Origin of the sequence: Leucobacter sp. wl10 (assembly GCF_003569785.1) — a bacterium.
Taxonomy (GTDB): Bacteria; Actinomycetota; Actinomycetes; order Actinomycetales; family Microbacteriaceae; genus Leucobacter.
Window position 1 is genome coordinate 41,886 of the sequence record NZ_KZ983997.1, and the last position, 17,541, is coordinate 59,426.

The 17,541-nt window shown below is 70.3% G+C and carries 16 protein-coding genes and 1 tRNA gene; 7 read left to right on the plus strand and 10 right to left on the minus strand.

Annotation, left to right across the window (positions count from 1 at the left end; all coding sequences use genetic code 11):
• Positions 1-2: 2 nt before the first annotated feature.
• The 3 genes from pyrF to D1J51_RS11040 are packed head-to-tail and all read left to right on the plus strand — an operon-like array spanning position 3 to position 2,801.
• Complete coding sequence (pyrF, locus tag D1J51_RS11030; protein ID WP_119075253.1) at positions 3-890, plus strand: orotidine-5'-phosphate decarboxylase; 888 nt, start codon at positions 3-5, stop codon at positions 888-890.
• Between the two features lie 37 nt (positions 891-927).
• Entirely contained in the window at positions 928-1,839 is a 912-nt protein-coding gene (gene gmk, locus D1J51_RS11035; RefSeq protein WP_119075254.1) for a guanylate kinase, read from the plus strand.
• Complete coding sequence (locus tag D1J51_RS11040; protein ID WP_119075255.1) at positions 1,836-2,801, plus strand: DMT family transporter; 966 nt, start codon at positions 1,836-1,838, stop codon at positions 2,799-2,801. Before gmk ends, D1J51_RS11040 begins: the two co-directional genes overlap by 4 nt.
• Here D1J51_RS11040 and D1J51_RS11045 read toward each other — a convergent pair.
• Positions 2,798-3,445, minus strand: coding sequence for a DNA-3-methyladenine glycosylase (locus D1J51_RS11045; RefSeq protein ID WP_240423179.1), 648 nt, complete (start codon positions 3,443-3,445; stop codon positions 2,798-2,800). The two genes, D1J51_RS11040 and D1J51_RS11045, sit on opposite strands and share 4 nt — an antisense overlap.
• Positions 3,446-3,578: 133 nt before the next feature.
• On the opposite strand from D1J51_RS11045, the gene D1J51_RS11050 reads away from it, so the two are divergent.
• Both D1J51_RS11050 and D1J51_RS11055 read left to right on the plus strand, forming a co-directional pair.
• Complete coding sequence (locus tag D1J51_RS11050; protein WP_119075256.1) at positions 3,579-4,130, plus strand: DUF308 domain-containing protein; 552 nt, start codon at positions 3,579-3,581, stop codon at positions 4,128-4,130.
• 69 nt (positions 4,131-4,199) lie between these two features.
• Positions 4,200-4,276 (plus strand) — tRNA-Ile (locus tag D1J51_RS11055).
• A 1-nt stretch (position 4,277) separates the two neighbouring features.
• Here the strand turns inward: D1J51_RS11055 and D1J51_RS11060 are convergent.
• Together D1J51_RS11060 and D1J51_RS11065 are read right to left on the minus strand one after the other, a co-directional pair.
• A complete protein-coding gene (locus D1J51_RS11060; protein ID WP_119075257.1) occupies positions 4,278-5,945 on the minus strand; it encodes a putative bifunctional diguanylate cyclase/phosphodiesterase in 1,668 nt (555 codons plus the stop codon).
• Positions 5,946-6,210: 265 nt separating this feature from the next.
• Positions 6,211-6,966, minus strand: a complete 756-nt coding sequence (locus D1J51_RS11065) for a FadR/GntR family transcriptional regulator (protein ID WP_119075258.1) — start codon at positions 6,964-6,966, stop codon at positions 6,211-6,213.
• Between the two features lie 145 nt (positions 6,967-7,111).
• Between D1J51_RS11065 and D1J51_RS11070 the strand changes: the two genes are divergently transcribed.
• On the plus strand, positions 7,112-8,224 hold the full coding sequence (locus D1J51_RS11070; RefSeq protein ID WP_119075259.1) for a ferrochelatase: 1,113 nt from the start codon (positions 7,112-7,114) through the stop codon (positions 8,222-8,224).
• 130 nt (positions 8,225-8,354) lie between these two features.
• Complete coding sequence (locus D1J51_RS11075; protein WP_119075260.1) at positions 8,355-8,843, plus strand: Dps family protein; 489 nt, start codon at positions 8,355-8,357, stop codon at positions 8,841-8,843.
• Positions 8,844-8,877: 34 nt separating this feature from the next.
• On the opposite strand, the gene D1J51_RS11080 is transcribed toward D1J51_RS11075, so the two are convergent.
• The 7 genes from D1J51_RS11080 to aceE all read right to left on the minus strand — a co-directional run bounded on the left by D1J51_RS11080 (position 8,878) and on the right by aceE (position 17,407).
• On the minus strand, positions 8,878-9,651 hold the full coding sequence (locus tag D1J51_RS11080) for a glutamine amidotransferase (RefSeq protein WP_119075261.1): 774 nt from the start codon (positions 9,649-9,651) through the stop codon (positions 8,878-8,880).
• Between the two features lie 51 nt (positions 9,652-9,702).
• Positions 9,703-10,938, minus strand: coding sequence for a beta-ketoacyl-[acyl-carrier-protein] synthase family protein (locus D1J51_RS11085; protein WP_119075262.1), 1,236 nt, complete (start codon positions 10,936-10,938; stop codon positions 9,703-9,705).
• 127 nt (positions 10,939-11,065) lie between these two features.
• Positions 11,066-11,314: an acyl carrier protein gene (locus tag D1J51_RS11090; protein WP_017794148.1), complete on the minus strand. Its 249-nt coding sequence runs from the start codon at positions 11,312-11,314 to the stop codon at positions 11,066-11,068.
• An 81-nt stretch (positions 11,315-11,395) separates the two neighbouring features.
• Positions 11,396-12,400, minus strand: coding sequence for a beta-ketoacyl-ACP synthase III (locus D1J51_RS11095; RefSeq protein ID WP_119075263.1), 1,005 nt, complete (start codon positions 12,398-12,400; stop codon positions 11,396-11,398).
• Between the two features lie 36 nt (positions 12,401-12,436).
• Positions 12,437-13,354 (minus strand): ACP S-malonyltransferase, encoded by a 918-nt coding sequence (locus tag D1J51_RS11100; RefSeq protein ID WP_119075264.1) that lies wholly within the window; start codon positions 13,352-13,354, stop codon positions 12,437-12,439.
• Between the two features lie 99 nt (positions 13,355-13,453).
• Entirely contained in the window at positions 13,454-14,647 is a 1,194-nt protein-coding gene (locus tag D1J51_RS11105; protein WP_119075265.1) for a PucR family transcriptional regulator, read from the minus strand.
• Between the two features lie 33 nt (positions 14,648-14,680).
• Positions 14,681-17,407, minus strand: a complete 2,727-nt coding sequence (gene aceE, locus D1J51_RS11110) for a pyruvate dehydrogenase (acetyl-transferring), homodimeric type (protein WP_119075266.1) — start codon at positions 17,405-17,407, stop codon at positions 14,681-14,683.
• Positions 17,408-17,541: the final 134 nt, after the last annotated feature.

A 17,541-nucleotide genomic window follows, 5' to 3' on the forward strand; every position in this document is an offset into this window, starting at 1 on the left:
CGATGGGCGGGAGCGCGGCGGGAGCCGAGTCGTTCTCGAACCGGCTCGGCTCGGCCCTGGCGGCCAAGCGGCACCTGTGCGTGGGCATCGACCCGCACGCGCCGCTGCTCGACGACTGGGGGCTGCCGAACGACGCCTCGGGCGCCGAGCGCATGGGCCGCGAGGTGATCGCGGCCGCGGCCGGCGTCGCGGCGTGCGTCAAGCCCCAGATCGCCTTCTTCGAGCGCTTCGGCTCGGCCGGGTTCGCGGCGCTCGAGCGCGTGCTCGCCGACGCTCGTGCGGCCGGGGTGCTCGTGATCGCCGATGTGAAGCGCGGAGACATCGGCTCGAGCTTCGCGGCGTACGCGGAGGCCTGGCTGGCGCCGGGTTCGCCCCTGGAGGCCGACGCGATGACCGTGACGGCGTACCAGGGATTCGGCAGCCTCGGGGGGGCGTTCGACCTCGTGCGGGCGCACGGCAAGGGGCTCTTCGTGCTCGCCGCCACCTCGAACCCGGAGGCGGGGGAGGTGCAGCGGGCGCGCCGCGCCGACGGCCGCAGCGTGGCGCGGGCGATGGTCGACGACGCGCTCGCGTTCGAGTCGCCGGCCGACACCCACGTCAGCTCCGTCGGGGTGGTGCTGGGGGCGACGCTCACGCTCGCCGACTTCGGCATCGACGTCGCGCTGCCGTCGGCGAGGCCCGCGCTGCCCGTCCTGGCTCCGGGGTTCGGCCACCAGGGCGCGCGGATCGAGGACGCCGCGAGCATCTTCGGCGGCCTCGGCTGGGCTCTGCTCGCGAATGAGTCGCGCAGCATCCTCTCGGGCGGCGCCTCCGGTCTGGCGGAGCGCGTGCGCGCTCGATCCGCGGCCATCGGCGAGGCGCTCGCGCACGGCACGTCGACTCGTCCGTAGACTTGAGGAGCCCTCCGACAGCCACGATGGAGTAGACATGACGAACCACAGCGCCACCCCAGCCATGCCCGAGGTCGACCGCGTGGCGGCCAACCGGGCGGCCATCGCGGCGCGCCAGGCACGCGCCGAGCTCAAGCGGCGACTGCGCAGCGGCGAGGTCTCTCCCTTCCGCGTGCTCGAGCAGTCCCGGGTGCCGGGCAGCCCGGCGGCCACGCTGCGCATCACCGACTACCTGCTGTCCTTCCCCGCCATCGGGGTGGTGAAGGCGGAGCGGGTGCGCGAGCAGCTCGGCATCTCCGACCGCAAGCGGCTCGGGGGGCTCGGCAAGCTGCAGCGGGATCGCCTGGAGTCGTTCGTGCGTGACCGCACGGGCACCGCGCCGGGCGGCGGTCGTACGCCGCTCACGGTGCTGGCCGGCCCGACCGCGGTCGGCAAGGGCACCGTGGCGGCGTTCATCCGCGAGCACTATCCCGAGGTCGGCCTGTCCGTGTCGGCGACCACCCGGGCGCCCCGGCCCGGCGAGGAGGAGGGCGAGCACTACTTCTTCGTCGACGACGAGGATTTCGATCGCATGCTCGCGGGCGGAGAGCTGCTCGAGTGGGCGACGGTGCACAACAGGCACCGGTACGGCACGCCCCGCGAGCCGGTGCTCGCCGCCGCCGAGCGGGGGGAGCCGATTCTGCTCGAGATCGACCTGCAGGGTGCGCGCCAGGTGCGCGCGAGCATGCCCGAAGCGCGGCTCGTGTTCCTCGCGCCCCCGAGCTGGGACGAGCTGGTGGAGCGGCTCGTGGGACGCGGCACCGAGGACGCCGAGGAGCGGGCCCGGCGGCTCGAGACCGCGAAGGTCGAGCTCGCGGCGGCCGACGAGTTCGACGAGGTCATCGTCAACGACGAGGTGCCCCGCGCCGCCGCGCGGCTCGTGGAACTGATGCGCGGCGCCGGCGGATGACCGGTATCGGCGAGGTTCTCGGGCTGGATCCGAAGCAGCTGTTCGGCATTCCGCTCGCGCTGGTCGGGGCGGCGCTGCTCGCCTTCGGCGCGCAGTACCAGTCGCGGGGGCTCAACAAGGTCGAGCGCATCACGGGTGAGAGCGCGGGATCGGGGCTCTCCGTACGGCACGTGCTCAGCCTGCTGCGACGGCCGTCGTGGGTCAGCGGAACGGTGCTGCTCGGTCTCGCCGTGATCTTCCAGATCGGATCGCTGTCGCTGTCGCCCCTCATCATCGTGCAGCCCATCGGCGTCGTCGGCCTGGTGATCACCTCGATCCTCAACTCGCGCGTCAGCGGGGTGAGGCTCGGCAAGCGCGTGAAGAGCTCCATCGCGCTGTCGGTGCTGGGCATCGTGGTCTTCGTCACGATCGCGGCCTTCACCGCGGCGGACCGGCCCGTCACCGAGGCGAAGCTGACCACCATCCTCATCGCGTTCGCGGTGGTGCTCGCCTGCGCGCTGCTGCTCTTCCTGGCCTTCCGCCACCGCGGGGCGGCCCTCCTCTACATCGTCGGCGCCGGCGTGCTGTACGGCTTCGTCGCCACCTTCGCCAAGGTGGTCATCGGCCGCCTGCAGCAGCGCGAGTTCGAGCTGCTGACGTGGATGTGCGTGGCCGCGCTCGTGGTCGGCGGGCTGCTCGGCATGGTGTTCGTGCAGAACGCCTACTCCTCGGGCCCGCCGGATCTGGTGGTGGCGGGGCTCACGGTGATCGACCCCATCGTCGCGGTGCTCATCGGCATCGTCGTGCTGAACGAGGCGGCGAGAGCGCCGCTCTGGGCGATCCTCGCGTTCGCGATCTCGGGCGCGGTCGCCGTGGTCGGCGTGCTCGGGCTCGCGAGGTTCCATCCGCAGAGCGGGCAGTCGGCGTTCGCCCCCGACGACGGATGCGAGGTCTCCGAACCCGAACCCGATCCCGGGCGCTAGCGCGGCGCGCCGCGTCCCGGCCTGAACGCGGAGACCGTGGGATCGCCCACGATCCAGAACCGCCACGGAAAGGCGGGGCCGCCGGCCTCTCCCGCCACGCCCACCCGCGGGCCGCTCGCGATCTCGTGCGGCGCCGGCCCCGAGGACGCGGTGGGAAGGCTCAGGGCGAAGGGTGCCGCGAAGAGATCGAGGCCGTCGTGCGTCTCGCGGCGGATCCCGAGCGCCGCGGCCAGGTTGCCCGGGCCGCGCGCCAGCATGGCCGGCGCCGGCGGCGCACCGCCGCGCTTCGCCGATCGCCGGCCGCGCGCGACCCCGAGGCCTTCGAGCACCTCCCCGGCGCGGATCAGCACCCCCGAAGCCGCGCCCTCCGGCGAGCACACCAGGTTGAGGGCGAAGTGCATGCCGTAGCTGAAGTAGACGTAGGCGTGGCCGGGCGGGCCGAACATCGAGGCGTTGCGCTCCGTGCGACGGCTCCTCGAGTGCGAGCCGGAGTCGTGGGGGCCCTCGGTTCCGAGGCCGTGGTAGGCCTCGACCTCGGTGATGCGGACCGTCACCTGGCCTTCGGGCGCCGAGACCGTGAGCCGGCCCCCGAGCAGCACCGGGGCCACCTCCAGGGCGGGGGAGAGGAACAGCTCGCGGGTCACGCCCCCATTCTCCCAGGAGCGCGGCTCTCGTCGCGGTCCGGCGCTACGCCGTCGGCGATCAGCGGTGTCGGCTTCCGGCCGCGTGCCGTACTCTGAATGCGAGACCCCGGAGCGGGGCAGGAGGAGGTCGCACGTGAGCCAGCACCCCGTTCCCGGCGCCGTCTCGACGAGGCGCCGCTCCCCCCGGCGGACGCTCTCCGTCGCGGGCGCGCTCATCGCGCTCGTGGGTCTCGGCTTCCTGATCTGGCCGTTCTTCGCCGGCAGCTGGGCGCTCGCGATCCTCTTCGGCTCGGCGCTCATCGCGAACGGCCTCGCGCTGCTCGCCCGCGGGACATCGGCGTCGCTCGTCGGGGGCCTCGTGCTGCTCGTCGCGGGCGCGCTCGCGATCGTGTTCTCCCAGGCGACCGGCGCGGCGATCGTGAGCCTCGTCGGCGCGGGCCTCATCCTGATCGGAGCGATCTGGGTCGTCGTCGCCTCGCGGCTCCCCGGTCGCCGTCTGCTCGCGATCCTGCCCGGCGCGCTCATGCTGCTCGGCGGCGTCACCGCGCTCGTGCTGCCGGGCCTCGCCCTCGCCGTCATCGCCGTGATCGGGGGCGTCTGCCTGGTCCTCATCGGGATCATGATCGTGGTGACGGCGTCGCGCCTCGGCCGCGTGGACGCGGCCTCCACCACGATCGTGATGTGACGACCGGCCGGGCCCGGTCCGCCGTCCGCCGTAGCTCCCGCGAGGCGATAGGCTGGAACGGTCGCCCAGGGGGCGTTAGCTCAGTCGGTTAGAGCAGCGGACTCATAATCCGTCGGTCGCGGGTTCAAGTCCCGCACGCCCTACCAATCAGCGCAAGGGATCGCGCGGTGCCCGCCGCGAGGCGATTCGTGAAATCCCCTCCGGAACCGGCTCATCGGAGCTCGAGGGCCGCCCGGTGAGAAAGCCCTGGACCTCATCGAATCCTTCGCCTCGCAGCAGCTCGAGCTGTTTCTGAGTCTCGACTCCTTCGACCAGCACGGTCGTCGTGAGCGCGTGACCCAGCGCCAGGATCGCGCGGAGGACGCCTCGTGTCCGCGATGGCTGCAGACTGGCGTGCAGAACCGAGCGATCGATCTTGATCCGATCGAAGGCAAAGGCCAGCAGGGTGTCGAGAGAGGAGAACCCGGTCCCGAAGTCGTCCAGGGCGATCTTCACTCCCAGGCTCTGAAGGTCCGCGAAGATCTCCACGACCTCGCTGCGCTGACGAATGAGGGTCGCTTCGGTGATCTCGAGTTCGAGCCGGTGAGGATCCAGCCCGGTGGTGGCGAGCACTTCTGCCACAGTACGAGCGAAATCCCGGTCTGCGAGCTGCAGCGCCGACACGTTCACCGCCGTCCGGACGTGGTCAGCCCACGCTGCAGCATCCGAGCAGGCCTGATTCAGCACCCAGCGTCCGAGCTCCACGATCGTTCCGTTTGCCTCAGCGAGCGAGATGAACTCTCCCGGGTAGAGCAGGCCGAGGACCGGATGATTCCATCTGACGAGTGCTTCTCTCCCGACGACTGCCCCGTCCCGCAACGAGGTCTGCGCCTGGTACTCCAGTTCGAACTCACCACGCCCGATGGCTCCGGCGATCTCCCTATCGAGGAACCTTCGCGAAGCAGAACGTTTCAAAAGTCCTTCTCGATAGGTGACAGGGGTCTCGGACTGCGTTTCCTTCGCCTCGTACATCGCGGCGTCGGCGCGGGCGAGCAGTTCCGAGACGTTCGTCGCATCTGAGGGGAAGCAGGCGACTCCCACGCTGGCGGAGACATTCGACTGCTTTTCGCCGAGCATGACCGGCTTGCGCAGAGCCGCAGAGATCGTCTCGACGAACTCGTCGCAGGAGGGCGGTTCCGGTGTCCGGGCCGCCGCCGCGAACTCGTCACCGCCCAACCTGGCCGCGATGATCCCCTCGGAGGCCGCGTCATGCAGGTGCTCCGCGAACGACTTCAAGAGAGCGTCACCGGCAGCATGCCCCAGAGAATCGTTGACCAGCTTGAACCCGTTCAGATCGATAATGCTGACGGCGAACGTCTCGTCGTTCTCCACCCACTGATCGAGTTCATCGAGAAACGCCGTCCGATTCCACATGCCGGTGAGGGGATCCGTGAGCGCGGCGGTTCGAAGTGCCCGCGACGTCTCTCTCGCCGCTGTGACATCGCGAGTGATCTTCGCGAACCCGATGATCGTTCCTTCCTCATCCGCCACCGCGTTGAGGGTCGCTCGAGCCCAGAAACGCGACCCGTCCTTTCTGACGCGCCACCCCTCGGTTTCGTATCGGCCATGCCGACGCGCGTCTTGGAGAATCAGCTCGGGGACCCCGTTGGCGCGATCGTCTGCGGTGAAGAAAAGCGAAAAAGACTTCCCGAGGATCTCGGACTCTCGATACCCCTTGATGCGTTCCGCGCCGCGATTCCAACTGCTCACCACGCCCTCGGGAGAAAGCAAGAAGATCGAGTAGTCCTCAACCGCTTCCACGAGAAGCTTGAACATCTCAGCGTCCTGCAATGTGTTCCTCCCGGTCGATGGGTGCCGCAGAGCCACCGATGCCGGGACCGCGTGCTCGGCTTCTCCGGCGATGATCCTGGTCCTGGTGAGCGGCTGGTGAACGTTGCTCGGAGAGGTGCCGGGTCGGCAGCACGAGATGCGCTGGGCAGCACGGCGTGGACGCGCATCTCCGGCCCGTGAGGCGCTGCCTGGCCGGTCTGGGCCGGCGTCCCGGATGCGAACCGCGTGCACGCCGCGGGATGGAACGCGCTCACGCCGCGTTCGGATCGTAGCCCGCGTCGATGAGCGAGGTCGCGCGCTCGGTCTGCGGGCTGAAATCGAGCATGTCGGTGCGCAGCCCGAGATCGCGGTCGACGTGCAGCGCCATCGAGTGCGCGGCGTTGCGCACGTCGCGCGCCTCGATCGCCTCGAGCACGGCCCCGTGATCCCGGTGCATCGTCTCGAGCGTGGTGCCGAGGATCACGCGGCCCTCGGAGCTCGCGCGCTGCAGCACCGTCATCACGCCGTGGTAGAGATCCTGCAGCAGCTTGCTGCCGCTCGCCTCGACGACGAGCAGGTGGAACGACCCAGGAATGGTGCTGTGGTCGCAGGTGTCGACGGGCTCGGAGGCGGCCGCCTGTGCGCGGCGGTGCGCCTGACGGAGCTGTGCGAGCCGGGCTTCGCTGCGATTGACGGCCGCGTGCTGGGCCGCCTCGATCTCGAGCGAGCGCCGGTAGACCAGCACCTCCTCGAGGTCGTGATCGGCGAGGAACTCGGTGAGGATCGTGCTCACGGGCGTGCGCGATCGCACGAAGGTACCCACGCCCGGTACCGTCTCGAGCATGCCGAACGCCGCGAGCGACCGCACCGCCTCCCGAACGGTCGACTTGCCGACGCCGATGAGTTCCATCAGCTCGGGCTCCTTGGGGATCAGCTCGCCGACGCCCCACTCGCCGCTCGTGATCTTGCCGCGCAGGAAATCGAGGGTGTCGCGTGCCTTCTGGGAACCGCGCGTCGAAGCTGTCATGGAGCGACCTCTGAATGATGTGGGGAAAACCTGGAACAACTATAGCGAGCGCCGGCTGCGGGAGGCGCGGGCCGTTCCGCCTGCGCCGGCCAGAGCAGATGTTATACATCAGATCTACAGGGAGCCTGGTGGTACGGTGCAATTCATGACCGAAACAGCGCCCAACAGTGAAACCGCACCGTACGACGCCCTGCTGCTCTGCTCCTTCGGGGGGCCGAACGGGCCCGACGACGTGATCCCGTTCCTGCGCAACGTGACCCGGGGCAAGAACATCCCCGAGGAGCGGCTCGCGGAGGTAGGTGAGCACTACCACCACTTCGACGGGCGCAGCCCCATCAACGAGCAGAATATCGCGCTGGTCGACGCGCTGCAGCGCGAGCTCGCGGTCCGCGGCTTCGAGCTGCCCGTGATCTGGGGCAATCGCAACTGGCACCCCTACACGGTGGACACGCTGCGCGACGCGACCGCCTTCGGGGCCCGGCGGATCCTCGCGGTGGTCACGAGCGCCTACGCCTCGTACTCCGGCAGCCGCCAGTACCGGGAGCACCTGGCCGCCGCGGTCGCCGAACTGGGCGACCGGGCCCCCCGCATCGACGTGCTGCGGCCCTTCTTCAACGATCCGGGGTTCATCACCGCGAACCTCGAGGCGATCGAGGAGGCCGCGGCCGGGCTGGACGGCGGCCTCGCGGGCGCGCACATCGTCTACGTGACGCACTCGATCCCGGACACCATGCAGGACGCCTCGGCGGTGACGGGGCCCGGATACCGGGAGCAGCACGAGGACGTGCGGGCAACGCTCGACGCCGCCCTCTCCGAGCGCGCGGGCGTGCAGGTGCGGTCGTCACTGGCGTACTGCTCGCGGTCGGGCGATCCGCGGGTTCCGTGGCTCGAGCCGGACGTCAATGATCACATCGAGGAGCTCGCCGGTCAGGGCGTGCGGAGCATCGTCATCGCCCCCATCGGATTCGTCTCGGACCACATGGAGGTCGCGTTCGACCTCGACGTCGAGGCGATGGAGACCTCCGCGGCGCACGGCGTGCAGGCCGTGCGCGCCGGCACGGTTGGCGTGCGACCCGCCTTCGTGACGGGGCTCGTCGACATGATCGTGGAGCGCGCACGGCGCGAGCGCGGTCATGCCGCGCAGGTGCGGGTGGCCGGGGCGTTCGAGGCCTTCCCGGACGAGGCGCCCGCGGGGAGCTGCCGCATGCGGCACGGCGAGGCGACGGGGATTCCGGTGCTCGCCGGGGCGGAGGACTGACGGGCGGCGAATTCAGCCCACCATCGGGGAATTCTATCGCGGTAAGTGCAGGCTAGCCTTGCTTGCGGTCGCCCGGAATCGGCGTACGGTAGTACGTAACTGCTCACCAGAGACGAAAGGGATCCACTCGATGGCTACCAAGCAGATTACCGTTCCCGCAGCGCAGGGCGACCTGCACCGTCCGACGGGCGTGGCCCAGTATCTGAGCCCGGTCGTGCACGACCTCGTCGCACTCGCCGTCAACGGCAAGCAGGCGCACTGGCACGTGCGCGGCGAGAACTTCATGGGGGTGCACGAGTTCCTCGACGAGGTCGTCGCGCACGCACAGGACGGGGCGGACACCGTCGCCGAGCGGATCGTGGCGCTCGGCCTGCCCGTCGACGCCCGCATCGGAACGGTCGCGGCCCGCACCTCCACGCCGGAGCTCAGCGACGGCTTTCAGCAGTCGGACGTGACCGTCCGCGAGGTCGTGGCCCAGCTCGACGCCACCCTGGAGACCGTCTACGCGGCGGTGAAGGGGCTCGACGACGTCGATCTGGTGAGCCAGGACCTGGTGATCTCGATCGCTCAGCAGCTCGACAAGGATCGCTGGTTCCTGTTCTCCCACTACGCCGAGTAGGCGGGAGCGCCGGGCGACCCCGCGCGCGGCCGCGTCAGGCGGCGGAGGCCGCGTCGCGGGGGAGCGGAGCGTGGTGGGAGTCGAGGTACTCCTCCACGAAGCGGCCGAGCACCATGTGGGAGGCGCGCACGTCGGCCTGCTCGACGCGAGCGAGGATCGCCTCGACCTCCCCGGGGTCGAAGTAGCCGTGACCGGCGTAGGCCCGCACCCGGGAGCTGAACGAGGCGGTGTCGAGCTCGGGGTGGAACTGCGTGGCGTAGACGTTGCGACCCACGCGGAAGGCCTGCACGGGGCAGCTCGGCGAACTCGCCAGCACCACGATGCTCGGGGGCGCCTCCGTGATCGCCTCCTTGTGGCCGACGAAGGCCTCGAAGTCGACGGGCAGCTGGTGCAGCAGCGGATCCTCGATCCCGGCCGGGGTCAGACTGATCCGCACCGCCTGCGACGTCTCGCCGTAGGTGCGGTCCACGCGCGCGCCCTGGTGCGCGCCGATCGTGCCGATGCCGTAGCAGACCCCGAGGAAGGGGAAGTCGCGGCGCACGACCTCATCGAGCAGATGCGCGAGCTCGCGCTCCACGCGCAGCTCGGTGGGCGATTTGCGCTCGGCGGGCTCGCTGACGGTGAAGGGGCTGCCCGCGAGGATGATGCCCGAGTAGCGTGCGAAATCGACCGCGCCGAGCGAGCCGCGATCGATGCGGCGCCACTCGAGCTCATCGGGCAGGAGCCCCGTCAGGCGACAGTAGGCGGCGTGCTCATCCGCGGCCTCGGCGTCCTCTCGCCGAGTCGTGATGAGCAGGAACGGCTTCATGGCATCCACCGTACCGCCACGAAGCCGTTCCCGTGCCCGGGTATCGAAGTGTTACACGGAGCGGATCGCGACCACGGCGTTGTGGCCCCCGAAGCCGAAGGAGTTGGAGATGGCCAGCTGCGGGCCGTCGCCGAGGGGCTGCACCGAGGATGAGACGGAGAGCGGGATCTCGGGATCCTGGTCGACCAGGTTGATCGTCGGGGGAGCGATCCGGTGCTGCACCGCGAGCACCGTGAAGAGCGCCTCGAGCGCTCCGGTGCCCCCGAGCAGGTGACCCGTGGCGGCCTTCGTCGCCGAGATCGGGATCTGCTGCACGCGGTCGCCGAAGACGCTGTGCAGGGCCGTGTACTCGGCGATGTCGCCGACTGGGGTCGAGGTGGCGTGGGCGTTGATGTGGGTCACCTCGTCGGCCGAGGCGCCGGCCTGGGAGAGCGCCAGCTCGACGGCCCTGGCGGCGCCCTTGCCCTCCGGATCGTTGGCGGTGATGTGGTACGAGTCGGCCGTGACGCCGCCGCCGGCCACCTCGGCGTAGATCTTGGCCCCTCGCGCGACGGCGTGCTCCGCGGTCTCGAGGACGAGCGCGGCGGCGCCCTCGCCCATCACGAAGCCGTCGCGGTCGACGTTGTAGGGCCGCGAGGCCGTCGCGGGCGACTCGTTGCGCTTCGAGAGCGCCTGCGCGGAGTTGAACGCCGCGAGCGTGATGGGGTGGATCGCAGCCTCGGCGCCGCCCGCGATCACCACGTCGGCGAGGCCGAGCTGCAGGTGCTCGTAGGCGTTGGAGAGCGACTCGGTGCTCGAGGCGCAGGCGGAGGCGACGGTGCGCGCGAAGGCGCGTGCCTCGAGGTGCATCGAGACGGCCGCCGCGGGCGCGTTCGGCATGAGCATGGGCACCGTGAGCGGCATCACCCGCCGCGGTCCCTTCTCCTTCAGCGTGTCCCAGGCGTCGAGCAGCGTCCACAGGCCGCCGATGCCGGTCGCCCAGTCGACGCCGAGGCGCTCGGACGGCACCGCGGGCTCGCCGGCATCGGCCCATGCCTCGAGCGCGGCGACGAGTGCGAAGCGGCTCGAGGGGTCGAGGCGCTTCGCCACGGGACGGTCGAGCACCTCGGCCGGATCGACCTTCGCGGTCCCGGCGAAATTCACGGAGAGACCGTACTGCTCGGCCCAGTCGTTCTCGAGCGTGCGGATGCCCGACTCGCCCGCGAGCAGGGCCTCCCAGCTTTCGACGGCCGTGCCGCCGATCGGGGTCGAGGCGCCGATTCCGGTGACGACGATCTTCTTGGTCATGTTTGCAGGCTCCGCGTGAAGAGAGGGTTGATGTGGCGCTCGAGCGGAGCGCGGCGGGTCGGGATCAGCCCGGAGGCGTCGTTGCAGCCTCGACCAGCCGTGCTCCGCCCGTTCAGCGGGGGAGGAACTAGGCCTGGGCCTTGACGATGAAATCGACGGCGTCGCCGACGGTCTTGAGATTCTTGACCTCTTCGTCGGGGATCTTCACGTCGAACTTCTCCTCGGCGTTGACGACGATGGTCATCATCGAGATCGAATCGATGTCGAGGTCGTCGGTGAACGACTTGTCGAGGGCGACGACGTCGGCCGCGATCCCGGTTTCGTCGTTGATGAGCTCGGCCAGACCGGCGAGGACCTCTTCGTTGCTGAATGCCATGGTGTGTTTCTCCTTGATATGGGTGTTGGTGGTAGAAGTCTACGTGCGGAGCGGGGGGCCGTCGGATGCGACGCGCGCCGGCTAGGGGAGCTCGACGATCTGAGCGCCGTAGACGAGACCCGCTCCGAAGCCGATCGTCAGAGCGAGACCGCCCGAGAGCTCAGGCTGCTCCTCGAGCAGCCGGTGCATGGCCAGCGGCACCGACGCGGCCGAGGTGTTGCCCTGCATCTCGATGTCCCTGGCGACCGCGACGCTGTCGGGCAGCCTCAGCTGCTTGGCGAACTCGTCGATGATGCGCATGTTCGCCTGGTGCGGGACGAACGCGGCGAGGTCGGCGGCCTCGACGCCCGACACCTCGAGCGTGCGGCGTGCGACCTTGGCCATCTCCCAGACGGCCCAGCGGAACACCGACGGGCCGTCCTGGCGCAGCGTGGGCCAGGGCACCTCGTGGGGGTTCGCCCGGTACTCCTCGAATGAACTCGTCATGCGGATGACGTCCCACTTCTCTCCGTCGGAGCCCCAGACGGTCGGGCCGATGCCCGGGTGATCGCTCGGGCCGATCACCACGGCGCCGGCCCCGTCCGCGAGGAGGAACGAGATGCTGCGGTCGGTCGGGTCCACGACGTCCGAGAGCTTCTCGGCGCCGATCACGAGCACGTTCTTGCACACTCCGGCGCGCACGAGCGCGTCTCCCTGGGCGACGCCGTAGACGTACCCGGCGCAGGCGGCGGAGATGTCGAAGGCCGCGGCCGGAGTCAGCCCGAGGCGATGCGCCGCCAGCGAGGCCATCGAGGGCGTGATCGCGACGTTCGAGATGGTCGCGATGATGACGCCGTCGATCTCTGAGCGCTCGAGGCCCGACTTCGCGATGGCCTCCTCGCCCGCCGCGACCGCGAGATCGACGGCGCCGACCTCTCGGCTCGCGCGTCGGCGCTGCACGATGCCGGTGCGCTGGCGGATCCACTCGTCGGACGAGTCGATCGGCCCGACCAGGTCGTCGTTGGGAACGTCGAGGTCCCCTCGGGACGCCCCGAGGGCCAGGATCCGCGTGTGCGCGGGTCCCGTGGGCTGCACGAGTGATGCCATGTGCGTCGGTCCTTTCGTCAGGCTGAGGAGTCGGCCCTACGCGGCTTCGGCGACGAGCGCCGCTGCGGCTTCGAGGTCGGAGGGCGACTTGATCGCGACGCTCGGGACGCCCTTGAGCGCGCGCTTCGCGATACCGGTGAGCGCGCCGGCCGGGGCGAGCTCGATGAGGCCCGCGATCCCGGCCTGCTGGAAGCCCTCCATGCAGGCGTCCCAGCGCACCGGGCTCGCGATCTGGGAGACGAGCAGTTCGACGAGGCGCCCGCCGTCGGAGATGCGGGACCCGTCGGCGTTGGTCCAGAGCGCGCGCTTCGGCGCGGAGACGGCGACCGTCCCCGCCGCCTCGCGCAGCACGGGGATCGCGGAGGACATGTACTCGGTGTGGAAGGCGCCCGCGACCTGCAGCGGGATCACCCGGGCCCCGCGGGGCGCGTCCTCCGCCAGCGCGGCCAGCGCGTCGAGCGCGCCGGCGGCGACGATCTGACCGCCGCCGTTGCGGTTGGCCGGGGTGAGCCGGTGCTCCGCGATCTTCGCGAGCACGTCCGCCTCGACGCCGCCGACCACCGCGGACATGCCGGTTCGCGCCTGCGCCGCGGCGGCGGCCATGGCGCGGCCGCGCACGCCCACCAGGTGCAGCGCGTCGCCCTCGGAGAGGACGCCCGCGGCGGCGGCGGCGGCGAACTCGCCGACCGAGTGCCCCGCGACGCCGGCCTCGGCGAGCACCGCGCGCGCGGAGAGCTCGCGCCACGCGAGCAGGCTCGCGGCGACGATGAGGGGCTGCGCCACGGCCGTGTCGCGGATCGTGTCGGCATCGCTCACCGTGCCGTGCTGGATCAGGTCGACGCCGGAGCGCTCGGAGGCTTCTCCGAGGAACTCCCGCGCGCCCGGGAGTTCGAGCCACTCGTTCAGGAATCCGGGGGACTGGGAGCCCTGTCCAGGGCAGGCGATGACAATCACGTGTTCAAGTTTCTCAGATCGGGGCGGAGCATCCTGCATATTCTCCATCATGTTCTGCGGAAAATGTTGTCGGGATCCTCACGCCGGGATGGCGGTGCTTCAGCGTTGCTTGCCTCTGCGTCCCTGATTCTGGGCGATCGAGCCCGCGATGAGAGCGGACTGCAGGATCAGGGCCTCCCGCGCGCCGGTCGCGTTCCAGCCGATCACCTCCGAGACCTTCTTCAGCCGGTAGCGCACCGTGTTGGGGTGCACGAACAGCTCGCGGGCGGTCGCTTCGAGCGACCTGCCGTTGTCGAGGTAGCACCACAGCGTCTCGAGCAGTTCGCCCGAGTGCGCGGCGAGGGGCTCGTAGATCCGCTCGATGAGCGTGCGCCGGGCGAGCCCGTCCCCGGCGAGCGCCCGCTCCGGCAGCAGGTCGTCGGCGGCCACCGGTCGGGGGGCGTTGCGCCAGGAGCGCGCGACCGCCACGCCGGCGAGCGCGGCCCGCGCGCTGCGCGACGCGGCGACGAGATTCTCCACGGCCGGCCCGAGCACGAGCGGGCCGCCCGAGAAGCCGTCGGCGAGGCGCTGCGCGATCTCGAGAAAGCTGAGCGGGGGCTCGATGGGCGCGGAGGGATCCTTCGGCTGCGCCTCGACCCGCCCGAGCACCAGCACGAGGCGCGTGCCCTGCAGGCCGATCAGCACGTCGGCCCCCGCGTGGCGCGCGGTGCGGCGCAGCTGATCCACGTCGACGAATCGCTCCGCCGTGCCCACGAGCACCGCGGCCTCGCCCTCGCCGTGCCAGCCGAGGGCCGCGATGCGGCTGGGGAGCTCGTCGTCGCTCTCGCCGGTGAGGATCGAGTCGACCACGAGCGCCTCGAGCCGCGCATCCCAGAGTCCTCGCGCCTCGGCGGCCCGGGCGTAGACGTCGGCCGCCGCGAAGGCGACGTCGCGCGAGTAGTGCAGCACGGCCTCGCGCAGCGCCTCGCTGCGCGGTGCGACGCGCTCCTCCACCACGGAGACGACTACGCGGATCAGCTGCAGGGTCTCCTGCAGGCTGATCGAGCGCAGCAGCTCGCGGGGCGCGGCGCTGAACACGTCGGAGGCGATCCAGGGCGTCGACGAGGGATCCTCGTACCACTGGATGAACGACGCGATGCCGGTCTGCGCGACGAGGCCCACCGCGGAGCGGCGGCTGGGCGGCATGTTGCCGTACCAGGGGAGCGTATCGTCGAGCCGCGTGATCGTGCGGGTGGAGAGCTCACCGGTGATCGTTCGCAACCAGGCGAGCTCCTGCTCTTTCGTGCGGTCCATGGGAATCTATCCGCTACGCCGTCCCCTCCGCCATCATGCCTCGCCTCCCGTGCCGCCGGTCGTGCCGGCGTTCACGTCGTCCAGCCGGTACCTGGCGGCCGCCTCGGCGGGGACGGAGGCGTCGATGCGGCCCTGCGCGGCGAGTCGCTGCAGCACCTTCACGACCACCGACTCCCGATCGATGCCGAAGTAGCGGCGAGCCGCGGCGCGCGTGTCGGAGAACCCGAAGCCGTCGGCGCCGAGCACGGAGTAGTCGCCCGGCACGTAGGCGCGGATCTGATCCGGAACCATCGTGGCCCAGTCGCTCACCGCGACGAACGGGCCCTCGGCGTCCCGCAGCTTCCGGGTGAGGTACGGCACGCGGGCCTCCTCGTCCAGGTGCTGGAAGTTGTGGCGATCCGCGGCGACGCCGTCGCGCGCCAGCTCGTTCCAGCTCGTGACGCTCCAGACGTCGGCGGCGACGTTCCAGTCGCGCGCGAGCAGCTGCTGCGCCTCGATCGCCCAAGGAACAGCCACGCCGGAGGCGAGGATCTGGGCGCGATGCTCGCCGTCCCCGGCCTCGCTCACCCGGTGGATGCCGCGGACGATGCCCTCGACGTCCGCGTTCTCGGGCTCGGCGGGGTGCACGATCGGCTCGTTGTACACGGTGAGGTAGTACATGACGTTCGGATCGGGGTGCTCGCCGCCGTACATGCGCTCGATGCCGGAGCGCACGATGTGGCCGATCTCGTAGCCGTAGGCGGGGTCGTAGGAGACCACCGCGGGATTGGTCGAGGCGAGCGCGAGCGAGTGGCCGTCCGCGTGCTGCAGGCCCTCGCCGGTGAGCGTCGTGCGCCCGGCGGTGGCCCCGATGACGAAGCCCCTGGCCATCTGGTCGCCCGCCGCCCACAGGGCGTCGCCCGTGCGCTGGAAGCCGAACATCGAGTAGAAGATGTAGACGGGGATCAGCGGCTCGCCCTGCGTCGAGTAGGAGGTGCCCACCGCCGTGAACGCGGCGGCGGCGCCCGCCTCGTTGATGCCGACGTGGAGGAGCACGCCCTGCGGGCTCTCCTTGTAGGCGAGCAGCAGCTCCCTGTCGACCGAGACGTAATTCTGCCCGTGCGGGTTGTAGATCTTCGACGTGGGGAAGTAGGAGTCCATGCCGAACGTGCGCGCCTCGTCGGGGATGATCGGCACGAAGCGGGGACCGAAGCCCTTGTCCCGCATGAGGTCCTTGAGCATCCGCACGAACACCATCGTGGTTGCCGCCTCTTGCGCGCCGCTGCCCTTCGAAGCGATCGCGTAGCTCTTGGCCTCGGGCAGGGCCACCGCCGTGTGCTCGGCACGGCGCTCGGGCAGATAGCCCCCGAGCGCGCGGCGGCGCTCGTGCATGTACCGGATGGTCGCGTCGTTCTCGCCCGGGTGGTAGTAGGGCGGGCGGTACGGATCGGCCTCGAGCTGCGCGTCCGAGACGGGGATGTGCATGGTGTCGCGGAAGAGCTTCAGGTCCTCCAGCGTCATCTTCTTCATCTGGTGGGTGGCGTTGCGGCCCTCGAAGTGCGGGCCGAGGCCGTAGCCCTTGACGGTCTTCGCGAGGATCACGGTGGGGCGGCCCTTGTGCGCCAGCGCGGCCGCGTAGGCGGCGTACACCTTGCGGTAGTCGTGGCCGCCGCGGCGCAGCTGCCAGATCTGATCGTCGGTGTAGTCGTCCACCAGGCGCAGCGCCCGCTCGTCCTTGCCGAAGAAGTGATCGCGGATGTACGCGCCGCTCTCGGCCTTGTAGGTCTGGTAGTCGCCGTCGGGCGTGGTGTTCATGACGCCCAGCAGCGCACCCTCGGTGTCGCGGGCGAGCAGTTGATCCCACTCCCGGCCCCAGATGACCTTGATCACGTTCCAGCCCGCGCCGCGGAAGAAGCTCTCGAGCTCCTGGATGATCTTGCCGTTGCCGCGCACCGGCCCGTCGAGTCGCTGCAGGTTGCAGTTGACCACGAAGGTGAGGTTGTCGAGGCCCTCGTTCGCCGCGACCTGCAGCTGGCCGCGGCTCTCGACCTCGTCCATCTCGCCGTCGCCGAGGAACGCCCAGACGTGCTGATCCGAGGCGTCCCTGATGCCCCGGTTGGTGAGGTACTTGTTGAACTGCGCCTGGTAGATGGCGTTGATGGGACCGATCCCCATCGACACGGTGGGGAATTGCCAGAAGTCGGGCAGCAGGCGCGGGTGGGGGTAGCTCGGCAGGCCGTTCGGGGCGTGCGACTTCTCCTGGCGGAAGCCGTCGAGCTGGTCCTCCGTGAGTCGCCCCTCGAGGAAGGCGCGCGCGTAGACGCCGGGGGAGGCGTGGCCCTGCACGAAGATCTGGTCGCCGCCGCCCGGATGGTCCTGGCCGCGGAAGAAGTGGTTGAAGCCGACCTCGTACAGCGAGGCCGCGGAGCCGTACGTGGAGATGTGGCCGCCCACACCGATGCCGGGGCGCTGCGCACGGTGCACGGTCATGGCCGCGTTCCAGCGGATCCAGGAGCGGTACTGGCGCTCGACGTCGTGGTCGCCGGGGAAGTCCGGCTCATCATCCGAGGCGATCGTGTTGACGTAGTCGGTGGTCGGCACCTGCGGCACGTTGAGGTGGAGCTGTCGGGATCGATCCAGCAGACTCGTCATGATCTCGCGCCCGCGGCCGGCCCCGCGCGTCTCGACGACCGCGTCGAGCGACTCGCGCCACTCCGAGGTCTCCTGCGGATCCATGTCGTCGCTGTCCGGTGCGTACGGATCCTGTGTGTTCACGGCCAAGATGTGCTCCATTCACCACGAGGTGTGCCGGCGCGGTGCGGGTTGGTGCGTCCGAGCGCAGCACGAAAAGATCCCGCGACGATTCGCGGGCGTAGACTCCAGACTAGCGAATCCCCACCATGAAACTCGCGTAT

What these genes read in the sequence shown, in the direction of transcription:
- D1J51_RS11070 (WP_119075259.1), top strand. Translation starts at nt 7,112, where the DNA reads ATGACCGAAACAGCGCCCAACAGTGAAACCGCACCGTACGACGCCCTG.
- D1J51_RS11085 (WP_119075262.1), bottom strand. Translation starts at nt 10,938, where the DNA reads ATGACCAAGAAGATCGTCGTCACCGGAATCGGCGCCTCGACCCCGATC.
- D1J51_RS11090 (WP_017794148.1), bottom strand. Translation starts at nt 11,314, where the DNA reads ATGGCATTCAGCAACGAAGAGGTCCTCGCCGGTCTGGCCGAGCTCATC.
- D1J51_RS11040 (WP_119075255.1), top strand. Translation starts at nt 1,836, where the DNA reads ATGACCGGTATCGGCGAGGTTCTCGGGCTGGATCCGAAGCAGCTGTTC.
- D1J51_RS11105 (WP_119075265.1), bottom strand. Translation starts at nt 14,647, where the DNA reads ATGGACCGCACGAAAGAGCAGGAGCTCGCCTGGTTGCGAACGATCACC.
- D1J51_RS11080 (WP_119075261.1), bottom strand. Translation starts at nt 9,651, where the DNA reads ATGAAGCCGTTCCTGCTCATCACGACTCGGCGAGAGGACGCCGAGGCC.
- pyrF (WP_119075253.1), top strand. Translation starts at nt 3, where the DNA reads ATGGGCGGGAGCGCGGCGGGAGCCGAGTCGTTCTCGAACCGGCTCGGC.
- D1J51_RS11075 (WP_119075260.1), top strand. Translation starts at nt 8,355, where the DNA reads ATGGCTACCAAGCAGATTACCGTTCCCGCAGCGCAGGGCGACCTGCAC.
- gmk (WP_119075254.1), top strand. Translation starts at nt 928, where the DNA reads ATGACGAACCACAGCGCCACCCCAGCCATGCCCGAGGTCGACCGCGTG.
- D1J51_RS11060 (WP_119075257.1), bottom strand. Translation starts at nt 5,945, where the DNA reads ATGTTCAAGCTTCTCGTGGAAGCGGTTGAGGACTACTCGATCTTCTTG.
- D1J51_RS11065 (WP_119075258.1), bottom strand. Translation starts at nt 6,966, where the DNA reads ATGACAGCTTCGACGCGCGGTTCCCAGAAGGCACGCGACACCCTCGAT.
- D1J51_RS11095 (WP_119075263.1), bottom strand. Translation starts at nt 12,400, where the DNA reads ATGGCATCACTCGTGCAGCCCACGGGACCCGCGCACACGCGGATCCTG.